The 17,489-nt window shown below is 65.7% G+C and carries 18 protein-coding genes; 7 read left to right on the forward strand and 11 right to left on the reverse strand.

All coding sequences use genetic code 11. From position 1 onward, the window contains the following. Positions 1-278: 278 nt before the first annotated feature. Entirely contained in the window at positions 279-2,114 is a 1,836-nt protein-coding gene (locus tag G6N42_RS23625) for an acyl-CoA dehydrogenase (protein WP_163733659.1), read from the reverse strand. A 238-nt stretch (positions 2,115-2,352) separates the two neighbouring features. On the opposite strand from G6N42_RS23625, the gene G6N42_RS23630 reads away from it, so the two are divergent. Both G6N42_RS23630 and G6N42_RS23635 read left to right on the forward strand, forming a co-directional pair. After that, entirely contained in the window at positions 2,353-3,435 is a 1,083-nt protein-coding gene (locus tag G6N42_RS23630; protein WP_163733662.1) for an NAD(P)H-dependent amine dehydrogenase family protein, read from the forward strand. Between the two features lie 20 nt (positions 3,436-3,455). After that, on the forward strand, positions 3,456-3,941 hold the full coding sequence (locus tag G6N42_RS23635) for a flavin reductase family protein (protein ID WP_163733666.1): 486 nt from the start codon (positions 3,456-3,458) through the stop codon (positions 3,939-3,941). A gap of 12 nt (positions 3,942-3,953) precedes the next feature. Here the strand turns inward: G6N42_RS23635 and G6N42_RS30985 are convergent, their stop codons facing one another. The 5 genes from G6N42_RS30985 to G6N42_RS23655 form a co-directional block, all read right to left on the reverse strand. Next, the gene (locus G6N42_RS30985; protein WP_174262147.1) at positions 3,954-4,115 is read right to left on the reverse strand and encodes a hypothetical protein; all 162 of its coding nucleotides are present in this window, start codon (positions 4,113-4,115) and stop codon (positions 3,954-3,956) included. Between the two features lie 64 nt (positions 4,116-4,179). Next, entirely contained in the window at positions 4,180-4,932 is a 753-nt protein-coding gene (locus tag G6N42_RS23640) for a succinate dehydrogenase/fumarate reductase iron-sulfur subunit (protein WP_163733669.1), read from the reverse strand. A 9-nt stretch (positions 4,933-4,941) separates the two neighbouring features. Continuing rightward, entirely contained in the window at positions 4,942-6,855 is a 1,914-nt protein-coding gene (locus G6N42_RS23645) for a fumarate reductase/succinate dehydrogenase flavoprotein subunit (protein ID WP_163733672.1), read from the reverse strand. Between the two features lie 38 nt (positions 6,856-6,893). Next, the gene (gene sdhC, locus G6N42_RS23650; protein ID WP_163733675.1) at positions 6,894-7,733 is read right to left on the reverse strand and encodes a succinate dehydrogenase subunit SdhC; all 840 of its coding nucleotides are present in this window, start codon (positions 7,731-7,733) and stop codon (positions 6,894-6,896) included. 38 nt (positions 7,734-7,771) lie between these two features. Then, positions 7,772-8,068 (reverse strand): Rv0250c family protein, encoded by a 297-nt coding sequence (locus G6N42_RS23655; protein ID WP_083128142.1) that lies wholly within the window; start codon positions 8,066-8,068, stop codon positions 7,772-7,774. A 109-nt stretch (positions 8,069-8,177) separates the two neighbouring features. Between G6N42_RS23655 and G6N42_RS23660 the strand changes: the two genes are divergently transcribed. The 5 genes from G6N42_RS23660 to nirD all read left to right on the forward strand — a co-directional run bounded on the left by G6N42_RS23660 (position 8,178) and on the right by nirD (position 13,127). Beyond that, on the forward strand, positions 8,178-8,936 hold the full coding sequence (locus G6N42_RS23660) for an isocitrate lyase/PEP mutase family protein (RefSeq protein WP_163733678.1): 759 nt from the start codon (positions 8,178-8,180) through the stop codon (positions 8,934-8,936). A 3-nt stretch (positions 8,937-8,939) separates the two neighbouring features. Then, positions 8,940-9,242, forward strand: coding sequence for a hypothetical protein (locus tag G6N42_RS23665; protein ID WP_163724425.1), 303 nt, complete (start codon positions 8,940-8,942; stop codon positions 9,240-9,242). Positions 9,243-9,300: 58 nt separating this feature from the next. Then, positions 9,301-10,053, forward strand: a complete 753-nt coding sequence (locus G6N42_RS23670) for a class I SAM-dependent methyltransferase (RefSeq protein WP_163733682.1) — start codon at positions 9,301-9,303, stop codon at positions 10,051-10,053. Between the two features lie 183 nt (positions 10,054-10,236). Beyond that, the gene (nirB, locus tag G6N42_RS23675) at positions 10,237-12,783 is read left to right on the forward strand and encodes a nitrite reductase large subunit NirB (RefSeq protein ID WP_163733685.1); all 2,547 of its coding nucleotides are present in this window, start codon (positions 10,237-10,239) and stop codon (positions 12,781-12,783) included. Further along, on the forward strand, positions 12,780-13,127 hold the full coding sequence (nirD, locus tag G6N42_RS23680) for a nitrite reductase small subunit NirD (RefSeq protein WP_163733687.1): 348 nt from the start codon (positions 12,780-12,782) through the stop codon (positions 13,125-13,127). The genes nirB and nirD overlap by 4 nt, the downstream gene beginning before the upstream one ends. 12 nt (positions 13,128-13,139) lie before the next feature. On the opposite strand, the gene G6N42_RS23685 is transcribed toward nirD, so the two are convergent. The 5 genes from G6N42_RS23685 to G6N42_RS23705 all read right to left on the reverse strand — a co-directional run bounded on the left by G6N42_RS23685 (position 13,140) and on the right by G6N42_RS23705 (position 17,481). Then, positions 13,140-13,877 (reverse strand): superoxide dismutase family protein, encoded by a 738-nt coding sequence (locus tag G6N42_RS23685; RefSeq protein WP_174262148.1) that lies wholly within the window; start codon positions 13,875-13,877, stop codon positions 13,140-13,142. Positions 13,878-13,950: 73 nt separating this feature from the next. After that, positions 13,951-14,631, reverse strand: a complete 681-nt coding sequence (locus G6N42_RS23690; protein WP_163733690.1) for a sirohydrochlorin chelatase — start codon at positions 14,629-14,631, stop codon at positions 13,951-13,953. Continuing rightward, positions 14,628-15,776: a uroporphyrinogen-III synthase gene (locus G6N42_RS23695; RefSeq protein WP_163733694.1), complete on the reverse strand. Its 1,149-nt coding sequence runs from the start codon at positions 15,774-15,776 to the stop codon at positions 14,628-14,630. Before G6N42_RS23695 ends, G6N42_RS23690 begins: the two co-directional genes overlap by 4 nt. A gap of 178 nt (positions 15,777-15,954) precedes the next feature. Then, positions 15,955-16,524: a GNAT family N-acetyltransferase gene (locus tag G6N42_RS23700; RefSeq protein WP_163738071.1), complete on the reverse strand. Its 570-nt coding sequence runs from the start codon at positions 16,522-16,524 to the stop codon at positions 15,955-15,957. Between the two features lie 57 nt (positions 16,525-16,581). Beyond that, positions 16,582-17,481, reverse strand: coding sequence for a 5-oxoprolinase/urea amidolyase family protein (locus tag G6N42_RS23705; protein ID WP_163733697.1), 900 nt, complete (start codon positions 17,479-17,481; stop codon positions 16,582-16,584). Positions 17,482-17,489 lie beyond the last annotated feature (8 nt).

Below are 17,489 nucleotides of genomic sequence, written 5' to 3' on the forward strand. Positions count from 1 at the left end.
GTGTGACTGCGATCACAAGCGTACGATCGATCGCACGACGGGTTCGGGAGTGACTAATCCGAAGTGCCGGTGAGGGTTGAGAGCCGGACGCGCGAGACCAATGTGACGCACCCATTGTCCTCCCGAACCCGCCCCCATGACATGAACCGCAAGACGCCCCCGGGCAGGGTCCGGGGGCGTCTTGATGCTCCCGTCGCGCCGCGTCGATCACCTGTAGGCGCAATGCAAAAGGCCCCCGGGAAGAGTCCGGGGGCCTTTTGGTCTGAAGCGGCGAGGGGCTAGAACGCCGCTTCGTCCAGTTCCATCACGTCGTTGTCGAGGTGCTCGACGACCTGGCGGGTGCTGGTCAGCAACGGCAGGAAGTTCTTCGCGAAGAACGAGGCCACGCCGATCTTGCCTTCGTAGAATGCGCGATCGGCAGCCGCGGCGCCGTTGTCCAGCGCCTCGATCGCCACCGCGGCCTGCTTGGCAAGCAGCCAGCCGATCACCAGATCACCGACGCTCATCAGGAAGCGCACCGAACCGAGTCCGACCTTGTACAGCTCGGCCGGGTTCTCCTGCGCAGCCATCAGATAACCGGTGAGCGTGGCCGCCATGGCCTGCACGTCTTCCAGCGCGGTGGCCAGCAGCGCGCGCTCGGCCTTGAGCCGCCCGTTTCCGGACTCGTTCTTGACGAACTGCTCGATCTGTCCGGCGACGTGGGCCAGCGCCACACCCTTGTCGCGGACAATCTTGCGGAAGAAGAAGTCCTGCGCCTGGATGGCCGTGGTGCCTTCGTACAGCGAGTCGATCTTGGCGTCGCGGATGTACTGCTCGATCGGGTAGTCCTGCAGGAAGCCCGAACCACCGAAGGTTTGCAGGCTCTCGGTCAGCTTCGCGTAGGCCTGCTCTGAGCCGACACCCTTGACGATCGGCAGCAGTAGGTCGTTGACCTTGACGGCCAGATCGGCGTCGACGTCGTGCACGGTCTTGGCCACCGCGGCGTCCTGGTAGGTCGCCGTGAACAGGTACAGCGCGCGCAGACCCTCGGCGTATGCCTTCTGGGTCATCAGCGAACGACGCACATCGGGGTGGTGCGTGATCGTGACGCGCGGTGCGGTCTTGTCGGTCATCTGCGTCATGTCGGCACCCTGCACGCGCTCCTTGGCGTACTCCAGGGCATTGAGGTAGCCGGTCGACAGCGTCGCAATCGCCTTGGTGCCCACCATCATTCGGGCCTGCTCGATGACGTCGAACATCTGCGCGATGCCGTCGTGCACCTCGCCGACAAGCCAGCCGACGGCGGGCTTGTCATGCTGACCCAGCGAGAGCTCACAGGTGGCCGAGACCTTCAGGCCCATCTTGTGCTCGACGTTGGTGACGTAGACGCCGTTGCGCTCGCCGGGCTCACCGGTCTCGGGATCGAAGTGGAACTTCGGCACGAAGAACAGCGACAGACCCTTGGTGCCCGGACCGGCGCCCTCGGGGCGGGCCAGCACCAGATGCATGATGTTCTCGAACAGGTCATCAGAGTCGCCCGAAGTGATGAAGCGCTTGACGCCGTCGATGTGCCAGGTGCCGTCGGCCTGCTGCACGGCCTTGGTGCGGCCGGCGCCGACGTCGGAGCCCGCGTCGGGCTCGGTCAGCACCATGGTGGCGCCCCAATTGCGTTCGGCGGCCAGCACGGCCCACTTCTTCTGCTCGTCGGTGCCGTTCTTGTAGAAGATCTCGGCCATGCCCGAGCCCATCGCATACATGTAGGCCGCCGGGTTGGCGCCGAGGATGTGCTCGATCAAGGCCCACTGCAGCGCACGGGGCATCGGCATGCCGCCGAGTTCTTCGAGCACGCCGACCTTGTCCCAGCCGCCCTCGAGCAGCACGCGCATCGACTTCTTGAAGGACTCCGGCAGCGTCACCGTGTGTGTCTTGGGATCGAACACCGGCGGGTTGCGGTCGGCGTCAGCGAAAGATTCCGCGATGGGCCCCGCGGCCAGCTTCGCCATCTCACCGAGCATCTCGCGCGCCGTGTCGGCGTCGATGTCCGTGTAGTCGCCGTCACCGAGAACCTTGTCGAGTCCGAAGACCTCGAAAAGATTGAATTCCTGGTCACGTACGTTGCTCTTGTAGTGGCTCACTGTTCCTCCTCGTCGAGAGTGCCGCCTGTGGTTGGGTACTTTTGGCTAAGTTACCCACCAGTAACTGCTCCGAACTATACCGCCCGGTAACTTCAACACAAAGCACGCGGGAGCAATTTCCACGACCTAAGCAACCCGGTGGTTGGTCGGGACCCTAAATGGGCAGTTGGCGACCGGTTTTCGGGGCGATTCTGGTCACTGTGAATCTCGTCACGGGGCCGCCCGATAGGGTGGACGCGTGCTTCGAGTCGCGGTATGGGGAACAGGCAATATGGGGGCTACGTCGATCCGGAGCGCGGTGGCGTTTCCCGGGTTGAAACTGACAGGTGTCATCACGTCTTCGCCGGACAAGGCGGGCAAGGATGCAGCCACCTTCGCCAACCTGGATCAGCCGACGGGCATTACGGCCTCCACCGATATAGACGCGGTCCTGAAGGAGTGCGACGCGGTGGCGTACATGGCGTCGGGCGACATCCGCCCCGACGAGGCGATCGTCGACATCGAACGGTGTCTGCGCGCGGGTTCGCACGTCGTCACACCGTCGCTCTACTCGCTCTATGACCCGCGCTCGGCGCCGCAGGAGTGGGTCGACCGCCTGAACCAGGCCGCCGAGGAGGGTGGGGCAACCCTGCTCGTCAGCGGTGTCGACCCCGGCTGGGGCAACGATGCGCTCGCGGTCATCGCCGCGGGGTTGTGCACGCGGATCCAGTCGATCCACTGTCAGGAGATCTTCGACTACTCCACCTACAACCAGCCGCACGCCGTGAAGATTCTGTGCGGTTTCGGCGGTTCGATGGACGAGGTGCCGATGATGTTGCTGCCGTCCATCCCGACCATGGTGTGGGGAGGCAACCTTCGGCTCATCGCGCGCGGGCTCGGCCTGGAACTCGACGAAATCACAGAGGAGATCGAGCGGCGTCCGCTCGAGGAGTCCGTCGACACCGTGATGGGCCGCTTCGAAAAGGGCACCCAGGGGGCGTTCTGGCTCAAGGTGATCGGAAAGTCGGGTGGCCGCGAGCGAATCGTCATCGACCACATCACCCGCATTCACGAATCCTGCGCACCTGACTGGCCGTATCCCGACGAGGGAGTGGGCGACCACCGGGTGATCGTGCACGGCGACCCCGAGCTCACCATCACCAGTCGCGCCGACGTGCCAGGTGGCACGCGCGCCGACGGCGGCAACACCACTGCGGCAAACCGGCTGCTCGGCGCACTCGACTGGTTGTCGACGCAGAAGCCGGGCATCTACGACGGTCTCGACGTGCCGATGCAGACCGGCCGTCCCGCTGAGCTGGAAGCCCAGCGCTGGGCCGACTGATACGTGTGAAGATGGAGGCGATGAGCGAAAAGGATCTGAGCCCCACCTCTTTGCGAGAGGCATTCGGGCATTTCCCGTCCGGTGTCATCGCGATCGCCGCCGAGGTCGACGGTGTCCGGGTGGGTCTGGCGGCGAGCACGTTCGTCCCGGTATCTCTCGACCCGCCGCTGGTGTCCTTCTGCGTGCAGAACAGCTCGGAGACCTGGCCCAAGCTCAAGGACCTGCCCCATCTGGGCATCAGCTTGCTCGGTGAATCACACGATGCCGCCGCGCGCGCGTTGGCAGCCAAGACCGGCGACCGGTTCGCCGGCCTGGAAACGCATTCGCAAGAGTCCGGCGCCGTCTTCGTCGGGGGCACCAGCGTGTGGCTGGAGAGCTCGATCGAGCAACTGGTCCCAGCCGGGGATCACACGATCGTCATCTTGGCGGTCCGGTCCATCACGGTGCACGACGACGTGCCACCGATCGTGTTCCACCGCAGCACATTCCGTCGACTGGGCGCATAGCGCCCGCGCCGATCAGGGACGGCCGGCCAGTTCCTCGCGATAGCCGACGATGCGCGACTCGATCTCCTCGGCGTCGCCGGTGCGGCCCTCCTTGCGGGCCAATTCGGCGCGACTGCTCAACTCGCGGATCGCGTTACGGATGTCGTTGATGCTGTGGGGTTCCCGCAGACTCATGGGCGCTGCCTTTCGTCGATGATTGGCCGCTCGACTAGAGGCTACCCGCGAGAGTGGTCGTGAATCAGTTTCGCCGGAACAGCTTGTTCCCCAGCCACACCACCGGGTCGTACTTGCGATCGGCCGCGCGCTCCTTCAGCGGGATCAGCGCGTTGTCGGTGATCTTGATGTGTTCGGGGCACACCTCGGTGCAGCACTTGGTGATGTTGCAGAAGCCAAGGCCGTTCTCTTCCTGCGCCTGCACCGAACGGTCAGTCCGGGTGTCCAGCGGGTGCATGTCGAGCTCGGTCTGCCGCATCAGATACCGCGGACCCGAGAAGGCCTTCTTGTTCTCCTCGTGGTCGCGCACCACGTGACATGTGTTCTGGCACAGGAAGCACTCGATGCACTTGCGGAACTCCTGTGACCGGTTCACGTCCTCCTGCATCATCCGGTATTCGCCGGGCTGCAGGTCCTTGGGCGGCGTGAACGACGGGATCTCTCTGGCCTTCTCGTAGTTGAAGGACACATCGGTGACGAGATCGCGGATCACCGGGAAGGTGCGCAGCGGCGTGACGGTGATGGTCTCCGTCTCGGAGAACGTCGACATCCGCGTCATGCACATCAGCCGCGGCCGTCCGTTGATCTCGGCCGAGCACGATCCGCACTTACCCGCCTTGCAGTTCCACCGCACGGCCAGATCGCCGGTCTGCGTCTGCTGCAGGCGATGGATGATGTCGAGCACCACCTCGCCCTCGTTGACCTCGACGGTGTAGTCCTGCAGGTCGCCGCCGGCTTCGTCGCCGCGCCACACCCGCATCTTCGCTTGGTAGCTCATCAGGCTCTCCTAACCTTTCCGAGCCGAGTGATGCTCGAGTTCCTCAGGGGTGAAGTACTTCTCCAGCTCCTCGACCTCGATGAGCTCGAGCAGGTCCTCGCGCATCGGGATCTGGTCCTCGCGGGTGATGGTGATGTCCGGCACGACCACGTCACCCTCGGCGCGACACACCAACAGCGTCTTACGCCAGGTCGCATCCATCGACGGATGGTCGTCGCGGGTGTGCCCGCCGCGGCTCTCGGTGCGCTCCAGCGCGGCCATCGCGATGCACTCGCTGACGATGAGCATGTTGCGCAGGTCGATGGCGAGGTGCCAGCCCGGATTGAAGTGCCGGTCGCCCTCGACCCGGACGCGCTTGAACCGCTCCCGCAACTCCTTGAGCTTCTCGATGGCCTCGGACACTTCGTCGGCCTTGCGAATGATGCCCACCAGGGTGTTCATCGAATCCTGCAGATCGAGCTGCAGCGTGTAGGGATTCTCCGCCGCGTCGCCATTGGACGGACCCTCGAACGGCGCCAGCGCCAGCTTGGCCGCGTCTTCGATGGCCTGCTCGGACACCTTCGGCCGCTCGGACAGTGCCCGCACGTAGTCGGCGGCACCCATCCCCGCCCGCCGGCCGAACACCAGCAGGTCGGAAAGCGAATTGCCGCCGAGTCGGTTGGAGCCGTGCATGCCGCCCGAGCACTCACCCGCGGCGAACAGTCCCGGTGTCTTGGCTGCGCCGGTATCGGGATCTACCTCGACACCACCCATCACGTAGTGACACGTCGGGCCGACCTCCATCGGCTCCTTCGTGATGTCCACCTCGGCGAGCTCCATGAACTGGTGGTACATCGACGGCAGTCGGCGCTTGATCTCCTCGGCCGGCAGACGCGACGCGATGTCGAGGTACACCCCGCCGTGCGGGGTGCCGCGTTCCGCCTTGACCTCGGAGTTGATGGCGCGGGCCACCTCATCGCGCGGGAGCAGGTCAGGGGTGCGTCGCGCGGAGTCGTTGTCCTTGAGCCACTGGTCGGCTTCCTCGATGGACTCGGCGTACTGCCCCTTGAAGACCGGCGGAATGTAATCGAACATGAACCGCTTGCCCTCGGAGTTCTTCAGCACTCCGCCGTCGCCGCGCACGCCCTCGGTGACCAGGATGCCCTTGACGCTGGGCGGCCAGACCATGCCGGTCGGGTGGAACTGGACGAACTCCATGTTGATCAGGGTCGCGCCGGCGCGCAGTGCCAACGCGTGCCCGTCGCCGGTGTACTCCCACGAGTTCGACGTCACCTTGTAGGACTTGCCGATGCCGCCGGTGGCCAGCACCACGGCGGGGGTCTCGAAGAGGATGAAGCTGCCGCTTTCCCGCCAGTAGCCGAACGCGCCTGCGATCCGGTCGCCGTCTTTGACCAGGTCGGTGATGGTGCATTCGTGGAAGACCTTGATGCGGGCCTCGTAGTCCCCGAACTCGGCCTTGTCCTCCTGCTGCAGCGAGACGATCTTCTGCTGCAGGGTGCGGATGATCTCGAGGCCGGTGCGGTCGCCGACGTGGGCCAGTCGCGGGTAGGTGTGGCCGCCGAAGTTGCGCTGGCTGATCCTGCCGTCCTTGGTGCGGTCGAAGAGCGCGCCGTAGGTCTCCAGCTCCCAAACGCGGTCTGGCGCCTCCTTGGCGTGCAACTCGGCCATCCGCCAGTTGTTCAGGAATTTCCCGCCGCGCATGGTGTCGCGGAAGTGGACCTGCCAGTTGTCCTTGGGGTTCGCGTTGCCCATCGCGGCGGCACAGCCGCCTTCGGCCATCACGGTGTGCGCCTTACCGAACAACGACTTCGTGACGACGGCCACCCGCAGGCCACGTTCCCGCGCCTCGATGACCGCACGCAAACCCGCGCCGCCGGCACCGATCACGACCACGTCGTAGGAGTGCCGTTCGACCTCAACCATTTTTGATAATCCTCACTACCGTTTTCCGTAAAAGTCTGTCAGCCAATAAATCTCAGGTCAGAAATGGTGCCACTGGCGACCAACATGATGTAGAAGTCGGTCAGCATCAGCGTGCCCAGGGTGATCCAGGCATACAGCTTGTGCCGGGTGTTCAGCCTGCTGATCTGCGTCCACATCCAGTACCGGACGGGATGTTTGGAGAAGTGCTTGAGGCGGCCGCCGACGACGTGGCGGCAGGAGTGGCAGGACAGTGTGTACACCCACAGCATCACCACATTGACGACGAGAATGATGTTGCCCAAACCGAATCCGAAGCCGGATGGCGACTGGAAGGCGATGATCGCGTCGTAGGTGTTGATCACCGAGATGATCCCGGCGATGTAGAAGAAGTACCGGTGGGTGTTCTGGATGATCAGCGGAAAGCGCGTCTCACCAGTGTATGTCGCGTGCGGTTCGGCAACCGCGCACGCGGTCGGGGACTGCCACACCGACCGGTAGTAGGCGCCGCGGTAGTAGTAGCACGTCAACCGGAACAGCAGCAGGAACGGCAGCGTCACCGCCGCATACGGCAGCCACCACACGTCGGGAAGGAACTGACCGAAGTGGCTTGCTTCGGGGATGCACCCGGACTGGGTCGCCTCGTTCCACTTCACCACGCAGGGTGAGTAGAACGGCGTCAGGTAGTGGTATTCCGCCACGTAGTAGTTGTTCTGCAGGAAGGCCCGCACCGTCGCGTAGATGACGAACGCGGCGAAGCCCAGGTCGACGACCAACGGCGATTGCCACCATCGGTCGGTCCGCAAGGTGCGCTGCTTGATCTGGGCACGGCCCGGCGAGAAGACGCCGGTCGCCTTGCGGTCGGCGGTTGGTGCGCTCACTGTTGCCTTTCGGTGTTGATGTCCCGGTCGGTCCGCGCCTAGCGCGTACCGCCGAGACCCTCGTCGTCGACACCACGCCAGAAGTCGCTGTCGTACGCGGTGTCCGGGATCGAGATTTTTTCGCCGGCGTGGTGGTGTTGCACCACGCCGCGGGCAAGCTCCAGTTCCTCGGCGTCAATGTCGAGACGATCGATGTCGTTGAGGATCCGCTCGGCGTCGTTGACGATCCGACGCGTCGCAGGGCTGTCGCCATACCTCGACGCCAACGATGTGACACACCGCCGCAGGCTTCCGATTAGCTCGTGCAATTCGGCAAGTTCGGTAGTGCTGGACAATTGACCTCCTTGGGCTGAAGGGTGTCAGGCATCACGTTACGACACCTGACGTTGTTCACATCATGCAGTACCCAGTGAGACAGATCACGTCTGAAGCGGAGGTTTGCCAATGTCCGACCGGGTCCTGAAAGAGCGCGCCGAGTCCCTGCTGGCCTTGCACCAACCCGGAAGCCCGGTGGTCTTGCCGACGGTGTGGGACGCCTGGTCGGCCAAGCTGGCGGTCGACGCGGGGTTTGCCGCGCTCACTATCGGCAGCCATCCGATGGCCGACTCCATCGGCAAGGAGGACGGTGAGGTGATGTCGTTCGACGACGTCCTGACGCGGGTCGCCCAGATCACCGCGGCGGTCGACGTGCCGATCTCGGTGGATATCGAGTCTGGATACGGAGAATCGCCGAGCCGGCTCATCAACGGGTTGCTGGAAGCGGGCGCCGTCGGGCTGAACATCGAGGACACCGTCCACAAGGAGGGCAAGCGACTACGGTCGTCCGGCGAGCATGCCGAGTTGGTCGGTGCGCTGCGCAAGGCCGCTGACGATGCGGGTGTGCATGTGGTCCTGAATGCGCGCACGGACCTGTTCCTGCGCCAGGACGGCGATGAGTCCGACCGCGTGGAGAGAGCGATCGCGCGGCTCGAGGAGGCCGCGGCCGCGGGTGCCGACTCGCTGTATCCGGTGGGGCGCCACGATCCGGAGACGATGCGGCGGTTGACCTCTGAGCTTTCGTTGCCGGTCAATGCGATCGCGCTGCCGGAGGCCGACGACCCCGCGTCGTTCGGGCCGCTCGGTGTCGGCCGGATCAGCTTCGGCCCGTTCCTGCAGCGCGCGTTGTCGGTCAACGCCACGGAGATGCTGCAGCGCTGGGCATAGACCGTGACGCGTGACGATGAGCCGAACTGGCAGGATCAGCGGTCGTTGGTGATTTGGGCGGGCGTCGCCGTGCTGCTTCTGTTGGCGATCCTGGTCTATGCCGTGTCTTGCACCGCGGATGAGTCCAGGGTGCCCGAGACGCTGCCGACGGCGCCGTCGTCATCGGCAACCCCGTCGACCTACACCACGTCATCGACGTCTTCGACGCGCTACACCACTCCGAGTGTGGAAACCAGTCAGGACAGTCCTGTCATCCCCGGACCTACAACGGAAACCAGGGCGGAGTCTGAGACGACGACGGGCTGAGGTGAGCGAACCGGGCAAATCCACTGCAGGTGGCCGCTGGGGCGAGAAGACTCGCTCCATGACCGAGGACATGTGGGGAACCGGCGACTACGAGGCGGTAGCGGAGAAGGTGACGTCCATCGGTGACGTCCTGGTCTCGAGAGCCGATATCAAGCCGGGCGAGAAGGTCCTCGACGTGGCCTGCGGAACTGGGAACGCTACCGTTCCCGCCGCGAAGTCAGGGGCAATAGTCACGGGCGTGGATCTGTCGCCGGGCCTGATCCGGATCGCGCAGGCGCGGGGAGCACGAGCCGGCGTGGACGTCGAGTGGATGGAAGGTGACGCGCAGGCCTTGCCATTCGACGATGACAGTTTCGATCGAGTCATCTCGGCGATCGGCCACATGTTCGCCCCCGATCACCAGCGAGCCGCGGACGAGTTGCGCCGGGTGTGTCGGCCCGACGGGCGGATCGCGATCGCTTGCTGGACTCCAGAAGGATCGATCGGGTCGATGTTCGAGACCCTGGGCTCGATATCGCCTCCGCCGCCGGACGGGTTCCAATCACCGCTGCTGTGGGGTACTGAGGATCATGTCCGTGAGATGCTTGGTGGCACAGTCAAATTCGAGCGGCACAGCGTCGAATTCCGCGAGCCGTCGCCCGAAAGTTACGCCGACTTCATGTTGGCGAGCTTTCCGCCTTTGATTGCCGCGCGGGCTCAGCTCGGCGAGAAGTTGGTGCGAGACGTCTACCTGGGATGGGTGATCGACGTGAACGAGGCCACGGACGGGACGCTGTTCTACCGCGGCGAATATCTGGTCGCGGTCGCCTAGCCGGACGACGCCGCCACCACACCGTCTGCAAAGTTAACTTGAGTCGACCACGCTCAGGTTTCAGCATGGCATTCGCTGTCAGCGAACCCGCTCACATCAGGCTTTCGGCGGCGGTGAGCACACCGTGATGGCCGCTTCACACAAGGCGACATAGCGGCAATATCGGCTGCCTAGCCTCACGTCATGTCTTCAAAGAACGTCGTGGTCGTCGGCCACGGCATGGTTGGCCACCGGTTCGTCGAGGCGTTGCGTTCGCGCGACAGCGCCGGTGAATGGCGGGTGACGGTGCTCGCCGAGGAGGCCGACGCCGCCTACGACCGTGTCGGGCTGACCGGATACACCGAACACTGGAATCGCGCGCTGCTGGCTCTGCCCGGCAATACCTATCCCGACGACGACCTGGTGGAGACTCGGCTGGGCAGCCGGGTGACGGCCATCGACCGCGACGCCAAGTCGGTGCTGACGGCAGATGGCGGGCGGGTGAACTACGACGCGCTCGTGCTGGCCACCGGTTCCTATGCGTTCGTTCCCCCGGTGCCCGGACGCGATTTACCGGCCTGCCACGTGTACCGGACCCTCGACGATCTCGATGCGATCCGAGACAGCGCAGAGCGCACGAAGGACGCGGGCGCCCCGGTCGGGGTGGTCATCGGTGGAGGTCTGCTGGGTCTGGAGGCCGCCAACGCGTTGCGCTCTTTCGGGCTGCACGCGCACGTCGTCGAGATGGCGCCGCGCCTGATGGCCCAACAGCTCGACGAAGCGGGTGGCGCCCTCCTGGGCCGGATGATCAGCGACCTCGGCATCACCGTGCACACCGGCGTCGGTACCGCCAATATCGCTCCGGCACAACGAAACCGACCGGTGCGCCGTTCTGCCGAAAACGATTCGATGCGGGTCACGCTGAGTGACGAGTCGTTCATCGACGCCGGCGTGATCGTCTTCGCAGCCGGCGTGCGGCCCCGGGACGAGCTGGCCCGCGATGCAGGCCTTGCGATCGCCGAACGTGGCGGTGTCCTGACCGACCTGTCCTGCGCCACAGACGATCCCAACATCTACGCGATCGGCGAGGTCGCGGCGATCAACGGCCGCTGCTACGGCCTGGTCGGTCCGGGCTACACCAGCGCCGAGGTGGTGGCCGACCGCCTCGTCGGTGGCGGCGCGGAGTTCGGCGAGGCCGACATGTCGACCAAGCTCAAGTTGCTTGGGGTCGACGTCGCCAGCTTCGGCGATGCGATGGGTACCACCCCGGACTGTCTCGAGGTGGCGATCAACGACGCGGTCAACCAGACCTACGCCAAGCTGGTGCTTTCCGACGATGCCAAGACGCTGCTCGGCGGCATCCTCGTCGGGGACGCGTCGGCGTACGGCGTGCTGCGGCCGATGGTGGGCGAAGAACTGCCCGGCGACGCGCTCGCGCTGATCGCGCCCGCCGGATCAGACGGCGGCGGGGGACTGGGCGTCGGCGCATTACCGGCCGCCGCGCAGATCTGCTCGTGCAACAACGTCACGAAGGGCGATCTCACCGCCGCCATCGCGGGTGGCTGCTGCGATGTGCCCGAGCTGAAGAAGTGCACGCTCGCCGGTACGTCCTGCGGTTCGTGCGTCCCCTTGCTCAAACAGTTGTTGGAGGCCGAGGGCGTCGAACAGTCCAAGGCGTTGTGTGAACACTTCAGCCATTCGCGCGCAGAGCTCTTCGAGATCGTCACCGCTACATCGATCCGGACGTTCTCGGCGCTGATCGAACGCTTCGGCACCGGAAAGGGCTGCGACATCTGCAAGCCCGTGGTCGCCTCCATCCTGGCGTCCACGAGCTCGGACCACATCCTCGACGGTGAGCAGGCCTCGTTGCAGGACTCCAACGACCACTTCCTGGCCAACATCCAGCGCAACGGCAGCTATTCGATCGTGCCCCGATCGCCCGGTGGTGAGATCACGCCCGAACAGCTCATCCTGATCGGCGAGATCGCCCGCGATTTCAACCTTTACACCAAGATCACCGGCGGACAGCGCATCGACATGTTCGGTGCGCGGGTCGATCAGCTTCCCGAGATCTGGCGGCGACTCGTGGACGGCGGCATGGAATCGGGCCACGCCTACGGCAAGGCGTTGCGCACGGTGAAGAGTTGTGTCGGCAGCACATGGTGCCGATATGGCCAGCAGGACTCGGTCGACATGGCGGTCGAGATCGAAAAGCGCTACCGCGGCCTGCGTGCACCACACAAGATCAAGATGGCGGTGTCGGGTTGTGCGCGCGAATGCGCGGAAGCCCAGAGCAAGGACGTCGGCGTCATCGCGACCGAGAACGGCTGGAACCTCTACGTCTGCGGAAACGGCGGCATGTCGCCGAGGCACGCACAGTTGCTCGCGAGCGACATCGACGACGAGACGTTGATCCGCTACATCGACCGTTTCCTGATGTTCTACATCCGTACCGCCGACCGATTGCAGCGCACCGCACCGTGGTTGGAGTCGCTGGACGGCGGGCTGGAGCATCTGCGTGACGTCGTGTGCGACGACTCGCTTGGCCTGGCCGCCGAGTTCGAAGAGGCCATCGCCCGCCACGTCGAGGGCTACTCGTGCGAGTGGAAGGGTGTGCTCGAGGACCCCAACAAGCTGTCGCGCTTCGTGTCGTTCGTCAACGCCCCCGAGGTCGCGGATCCGACGATCGAGTTCACCGAACAGTCTGGGCGCATCGTGCCCATCGGAATGCCGAAGGTACCCCAAAGATGAGTCTTCTCAATGACATCCAGGTATGGACCGTGGCCTGCCCCTACGACTACCTGATCCCCAACCGCGGTGTGGGCGTGCTGCTGTCCGACGGTACGCAGGCGGCGCTGTTCCGGCTCGACGACGGCACTCTGCACGCGGTCGGCAACATCGACCCGTTCTCCGGCGCCGCGGTGATCTCACGCGGAATCGTCGGTGACCGCGGCGGCCGCGCAACCGTGCAGTCGCCGATAAAGAAGCAGGCGTTCGGCCTCGACGACGGTGTCTGTCTCGACGATGCGAACGTCGCGCTGCCGGTCTACCCGACGCGCATCACTGCTGACGGTCAGGTCGAGATCGGCTCCTGACCCCGGGGCGGATCAGCCTCCGGTGCCGGGCAGCGGAGGCACGGTGATCTCCGGGATCTGCGGAGGCTGAATCACGGTGACGGTGCTGGTGCTCGTGCCGGGGGCGACGCTCGTGGTGGACTCGGCCGGGGCCGGAGATGTCGTCTCGGTGACGGTGGCCGGCGGAACTGCGGTCGTGGTGACGGTCGAGGTCGACGTCGAGGTCGACACGGAGGTACTGGTGGTGCTCGCCGGGCTGAGTACGCCGCAGGCGATGCGCTGGTCGGAAGTGGCGTCCTGGTGTAGCAGGATCGCCGAGCCGCCTGGACCCTTGAGTTGGTCCTCGGTGAAGCCGTCACTGGTGGCGACGAGTTTGCCGGCTCCGTCCGAGCGCACGAGCAGAGGCGGAAGATCTCCGCTCGCGGGCTCGCCGGTACGCCCGGGCGCCTGGAAGTGGTCGCCCGCGGACATGAAGTCGCCTTCGCACGTGCCGACCGCATGGATGTGCAGGCCGTGCAGGCCGGGCGAGAGGATTCCGGTTCCGATGGTTTCGACGGTCACTGTGGCGTATCCGCTGGTGAAGTCGATCGTCGCGTCGGCGACGGGTTCGCCGTCGGTCGACTTCAGCTGGGTGGTCAGCGTCTGTGCGCCGGACGCCGATCCGGAAGTGGTCGTCGTCGAAGAGCTGTCGGAGGACTCGTTCGCGCAGCCGCTCAAAATGGTTACGGGCGCGGCGAATAAGGCGATGGCGGCGGTGGCATGCTTGATCATGAGGCGCACGTACCCGTGCGGCGGTGGCGACAAACCCAGGGTTCGTTGGCTCCTTCCGAAGGCAAAGACCCCGCTACGCCGCGATCGGTAACCGGGCGCGCCGGAACCTGCTCGCGATCAACCGTACCGTCGCCGGGTGGGCGCCCAGCGGATCGGTGACGGCGTCGGCGCCACTGTTTCGCAGCCGATCCTGAAAGAGTCCGTCCGCCAACAGGTATGACGCCACGACGACGCGCTTGGCGCCGCGGTCGCGGAGCTGGGCGACCGCGCAGGCAACGGCCGGCTCACCCGTCGCGGCGAACGCCAGCTCAACGCGGGAGCTCGTGAGCGCCGACACCCATGCGGCCATCTTGTGAAGGTCGCTGCGGGCGGCCGGATCCGATGTTCCCGCCGCCGCCAGAATCACGGAGTCGCCTGGACGCCAATCACTTTCGATGAGTCGATCCGCAAGCACGCGCGCGATCTCGGGACTGGGTCCCAGCGCCTGAGCGACCGTCACGTCGGGATGCCCGCTCGCCGCGACATGCGTCGGGATGTCGGCGTTGACGTGGTAGCCCCGCGACAGGAACGCCGGAACGACGACGGCCGGTCCCGCGAGTCCGCGGAGGACATCGGCGGGCGTCGGGCCGAGCACATCGACAAAGGCCACGTGAACCGGGGTTCTCAACGCGGCCGTCACCCGATCCGCCAGCGAACCGATCATTTCCACACCGGTGCGCTTACGAGTGCCGTGTGCTACGAGCACGTGTCTCATCGTGCGTGCACCAAGTCCTCGTCGACGGCCAGTCGGTACCCCCGCTTGACGACCGTCGATACGATGTTCTTGTCTCCCAAGGCAGTTCGTAACCGCAACACGGCCGTCTCCACAGCGTGGGTGTCGGTACCGCTGCCGGGCAGCACCGAAAGCAGCGCGTGGCGTGACACCACCGCGCCGGGTTGATGCGCAAGCGCCCGGATCGTCGCCATCCCGGCCGGTGAAACCGCCTTGACCTCCCCGTCGACGAGGACGCAGGTGCCGCGGATCTCGAGCACGTGGCCGGCCACCCGGGTGGTGCGCGCGCACAGCAGCGGGAGTTCGTCGGTGATGTGGCGGGCCAACGCGCCCAACCGCATTCGCTCCGGTGCCGATGTAGGCACACCGAGCCGGACCAGTGGCCGCGCCGTCACGGGCCCGACGCACATCGCGTGCACATTCGTGCGCAGCGCGGCGAGCAGCCGATCCTCGATCCCCAACTCGGCCGCACGCATGAGTACCGACGCGACCGCCGGCGCCGAGGTGAAACTCACCGCGTCGAACTTCTCGTCCGCGATGCCCATCACCAATTGATCGAATTCACCGTTGCGCGGTGCGGGATGCCAGCGGTAGACCCGGATCGGCACCACCTGAGCGCCGGCGGCGCGCAGTTCGTCGAGGAACTCCGGAAACGGATCCCAGTCGTCGGTGGCGCCGTGCAGTTGCACCGCGATGCGTTTCCCGGCGATGCCGCCCTCGACGAGGTAGTGCAACACCTCTCGCGACGATTCCGACTCGGGTGACCACTCCTCGGGCAGCCCGGCGGCGCGCAGAGCGCCCGTCGCCTTGGGCCCGCGCGACACGATGCGGGCATTCCCGAGCGCGGCGGTCAGGTCGTTCGCCAGCCCCCAGCCGTCGGCCGCCGCGATCCAACCGCGGAATCCGATGCCGGTGGTGGCGATCACGATGTCGGGCGGTGCATCGATCAGCGCCTCGGTGTGTGCGCGCAGCGCCTCATCGTCGGGCAGCGGCACCATCGTGATCGCTGCCGCGCTGGTGACGGTCGCGCCGCGGCGTTCCAGCAGCGTGCCAAGCTCCTCGGCACGCCGGGCGGAGGTCACCGCCACCCGAAACCCGGTGAGCGGTGCCCAGTCAGGCTCACTCATGTCACCTGTCTATTCACGTCATGTTTCCAGGCGATTACTTGGTCATTGCCTGGACATGTCGCGGCTCGTCGGCAATGCATAACACCAAGTTAGAGGGGCTTTATTGCCCAGCAATGCGTCGTGGTGACCCCACCGTGAAATTACGCTCACGCGGCGGGTCGTGTGCGTGTGAGCGCGGCTACCAGACGTCGCCGTCACGCCAGTCGCAGGTGATCTCCGCGGTGCGGTCCAGTTCACCGCCGTCAGGCAGAGCAATCGGCAAGACGAACAGGCAGCCGTCGTCGTCCGGGGTCCGCGTCACTCCGGCGGGCCCCAGTACCGACGTCGGGCCCTGCCACGGCAGCCAACCGCGGGCCGGATAGATGTGTCTGCCCGCATCCGACGCGCTCAGCGCGCCGAGGTGATACGCGCCGCGCAGCACCTGTTCCACGGCGTTCATGACGGCGCTGGCCAGGCCCTGGCCGCGCCGGTCTTCGCGCACCGCGACACCTTCGACGTAGCCGCATCGCAACGCGGTACCGCGGTACAGCAGCCGCCGTTGGACCACCGCCGCGTGTGCGATCAACGCGCCGTGATCGGAGATCAGCGCGTGCATACCGCCCAGCGAGTGCTCCCAGTCGGCGTCGGTGAACTCGCCGCCGAACGCGTCGGTGACCATTCGGCGCGCGTCCTCGCGGGTCTCGTTGTCGAGATCGGAGGTGTGGATCAGGCGGGCGCAGTGCACGCGAGGAAACGGGTCCTCCCGCAGATGAGCGACGCTCGAGCTGTGCGCGTGCACACTGCCGTTCTACCAGCAGTGAGCGTCCTATGGGCTGCCTTCGAATGGCCTGCGCGGTCGCGTCCAGTGCATGCGCACCGTCTGCCCGGGCCGGATTTGGGCGACCCTGTCGATGTCGTCGTCGGCGACCACGCCGATCACCGGGTATCCGCCGGTGACTGGATGGTCAGGGCCCAAGATCACCGGGAAACCGTTCGGCGGCACCTGAATTGCTCCGCGCGTCGCGCCCTCGCTGGGCAGCTGGCGATCGGGCCACCGATATTCCAGCGGCATCCCGACCAGCCGCATCCCCACGCGGTCGCTCTTGTTGGTGGCCTGCCAGTTGGTGCGGATCAGCACATCGGGGTCGACGAACCAGTCGTCGCGCGGGCCCGGCACCACCATCAGTTCGAGCACGTCATCCTCGATCGGGGCCACCGGTGCCTGATCCAGCTCGGGGAACTCGTCGCTGTGCTCGCCGACAGGCAGGACGTCACCCGGCGCAAGGGGCAGCGGCCCGATGGCCGACATGACGTCGTATGAGCGGGAGCCGAGCACGGGCTCGACGTCGATGCCGCCGCGGACGGCCAGATAGGTCCGAAGGCCCGAGTGCGGTGCGCCGAGCGTGATCACCTCGCCGTCGCGCACAAAGTGAATGCTGTTCGTGCCGAACGGAACTCCATTGACGGCCGGGTCGGTGTCGGCTCCGGTGACCGCGATGGCGACGCCTTTCTTGTCCCCGCCGCGCACACGCGCCGTCAGGCCGCCGAACGTCACCTCGATGGTGGCCAGCTCTCCCGGATTGGCCACCAGCCGGTTCGCCAGGGTGTGGGAGCGGCGATCGGCGGCACCGGACCTGCTCACCCCCATGTGAGCCAGACCCGGTCGGCCCAGATCTTCGATCAGCGACAGCGGACCAGAATGCAGGATCTCGAGTGTGGCGCCCATGACTCGGC

It is taken from the genome of Mycobacterium gallinarum, from assembly GCF_010726765.1.
GTDB classification, from domain to species: Bacteria; Actinomycetota; Actinomycetes; order Mycobacteriales; family Mycobacteriaceae; genus Mycobacterium; species Mycobacterium gallinarum.

Bases quoted from the DNA above. Each gene is read 5' to 3' on its own strand.
- G6N42_RS23635 (WP_163733666.1), top strand. From the start codon at position 3,456: ATGAGCGAAAAGGATCTGAGCCCCACCTCTTTGCGAGAGGCATTCGGG.
- G6N42_RS30985 (WP_174262147.1), bottom strand. From the start codon at position 4,115: ATGAGTCTGCGGGAACCCCACAGCATCAACGACATCCGTAACGCGATC.
- G6N42_RS23640 (WP_163733669.1), bottom strand. From the start codon at position 4,932: ATGAGCTACCAAGCGAAGATGCGGGTGTGGCGCGGCGACGAAGCCGGC.
- G6N42_RS23645 (WP_163733672.1), bottom strand. From the start codon at position 6,855: ATGGTTGAGGTCGAACGGCACTCCTACGACGTGGTCGTGATCGGTGCC.
- G6N42_RS23660 (WP_163733678.1), top strand. From the start codon at position 8,178: ATGTCCGACCGGGTCCTGAAAGAGCGCGCCGAGTCCCTGCTGGCCTTG.
- G6N42_RS23670 (WP_163733682.1), top strand. From the start codon at position 9,301: ATGACCGAGGACATGTGGGGAACCGGCGACTACGAGGCGGTAGCGGAG.
- nirB (WP_163733685.1), top strand. From the start codon at position 10,237: ATGTCTTCAAAGAACGTCGTGGTCGTCGGCCACGGCATGGTTGGCCAC.
- nirD (WP_163733687.1), top strand. From the start codon at position 12,780: ATGAGTCTTCTCAATGACATCCAGGTATGGACCGTGGCCTGCCCCTAC.
- G6N42_RS23685 (WP_174262148.1), bottom strand. From the start codon at position 13,877: ATGATCAAGCATGCCACCGCCGCCATCGCCTTATTCGCCGCGCCCGTA.
- G6N42_RS23690 (WP_163733690.1), bottom strand. From the start codon at position 14,631: ATGAGACACGTGCTCGTAGCACACGGCACTCGTAAGCGCACCGGTGTG.
- G6N42_RS23695 (WP_163733694.1), bottom strand. From the start codon at position 15,776: ATGAGTGAGCCTGACTGGGCACCGCTCACCGGGTTTCGGGTGGCGGTG.
- G6N42_RS23705 (WP_163733697.1), bottom strand. From the start codon at position 17,481: ATGGGCGCCACACTCGAGATCCTGCATTCTGGTCCGCTGTCGCTGATC.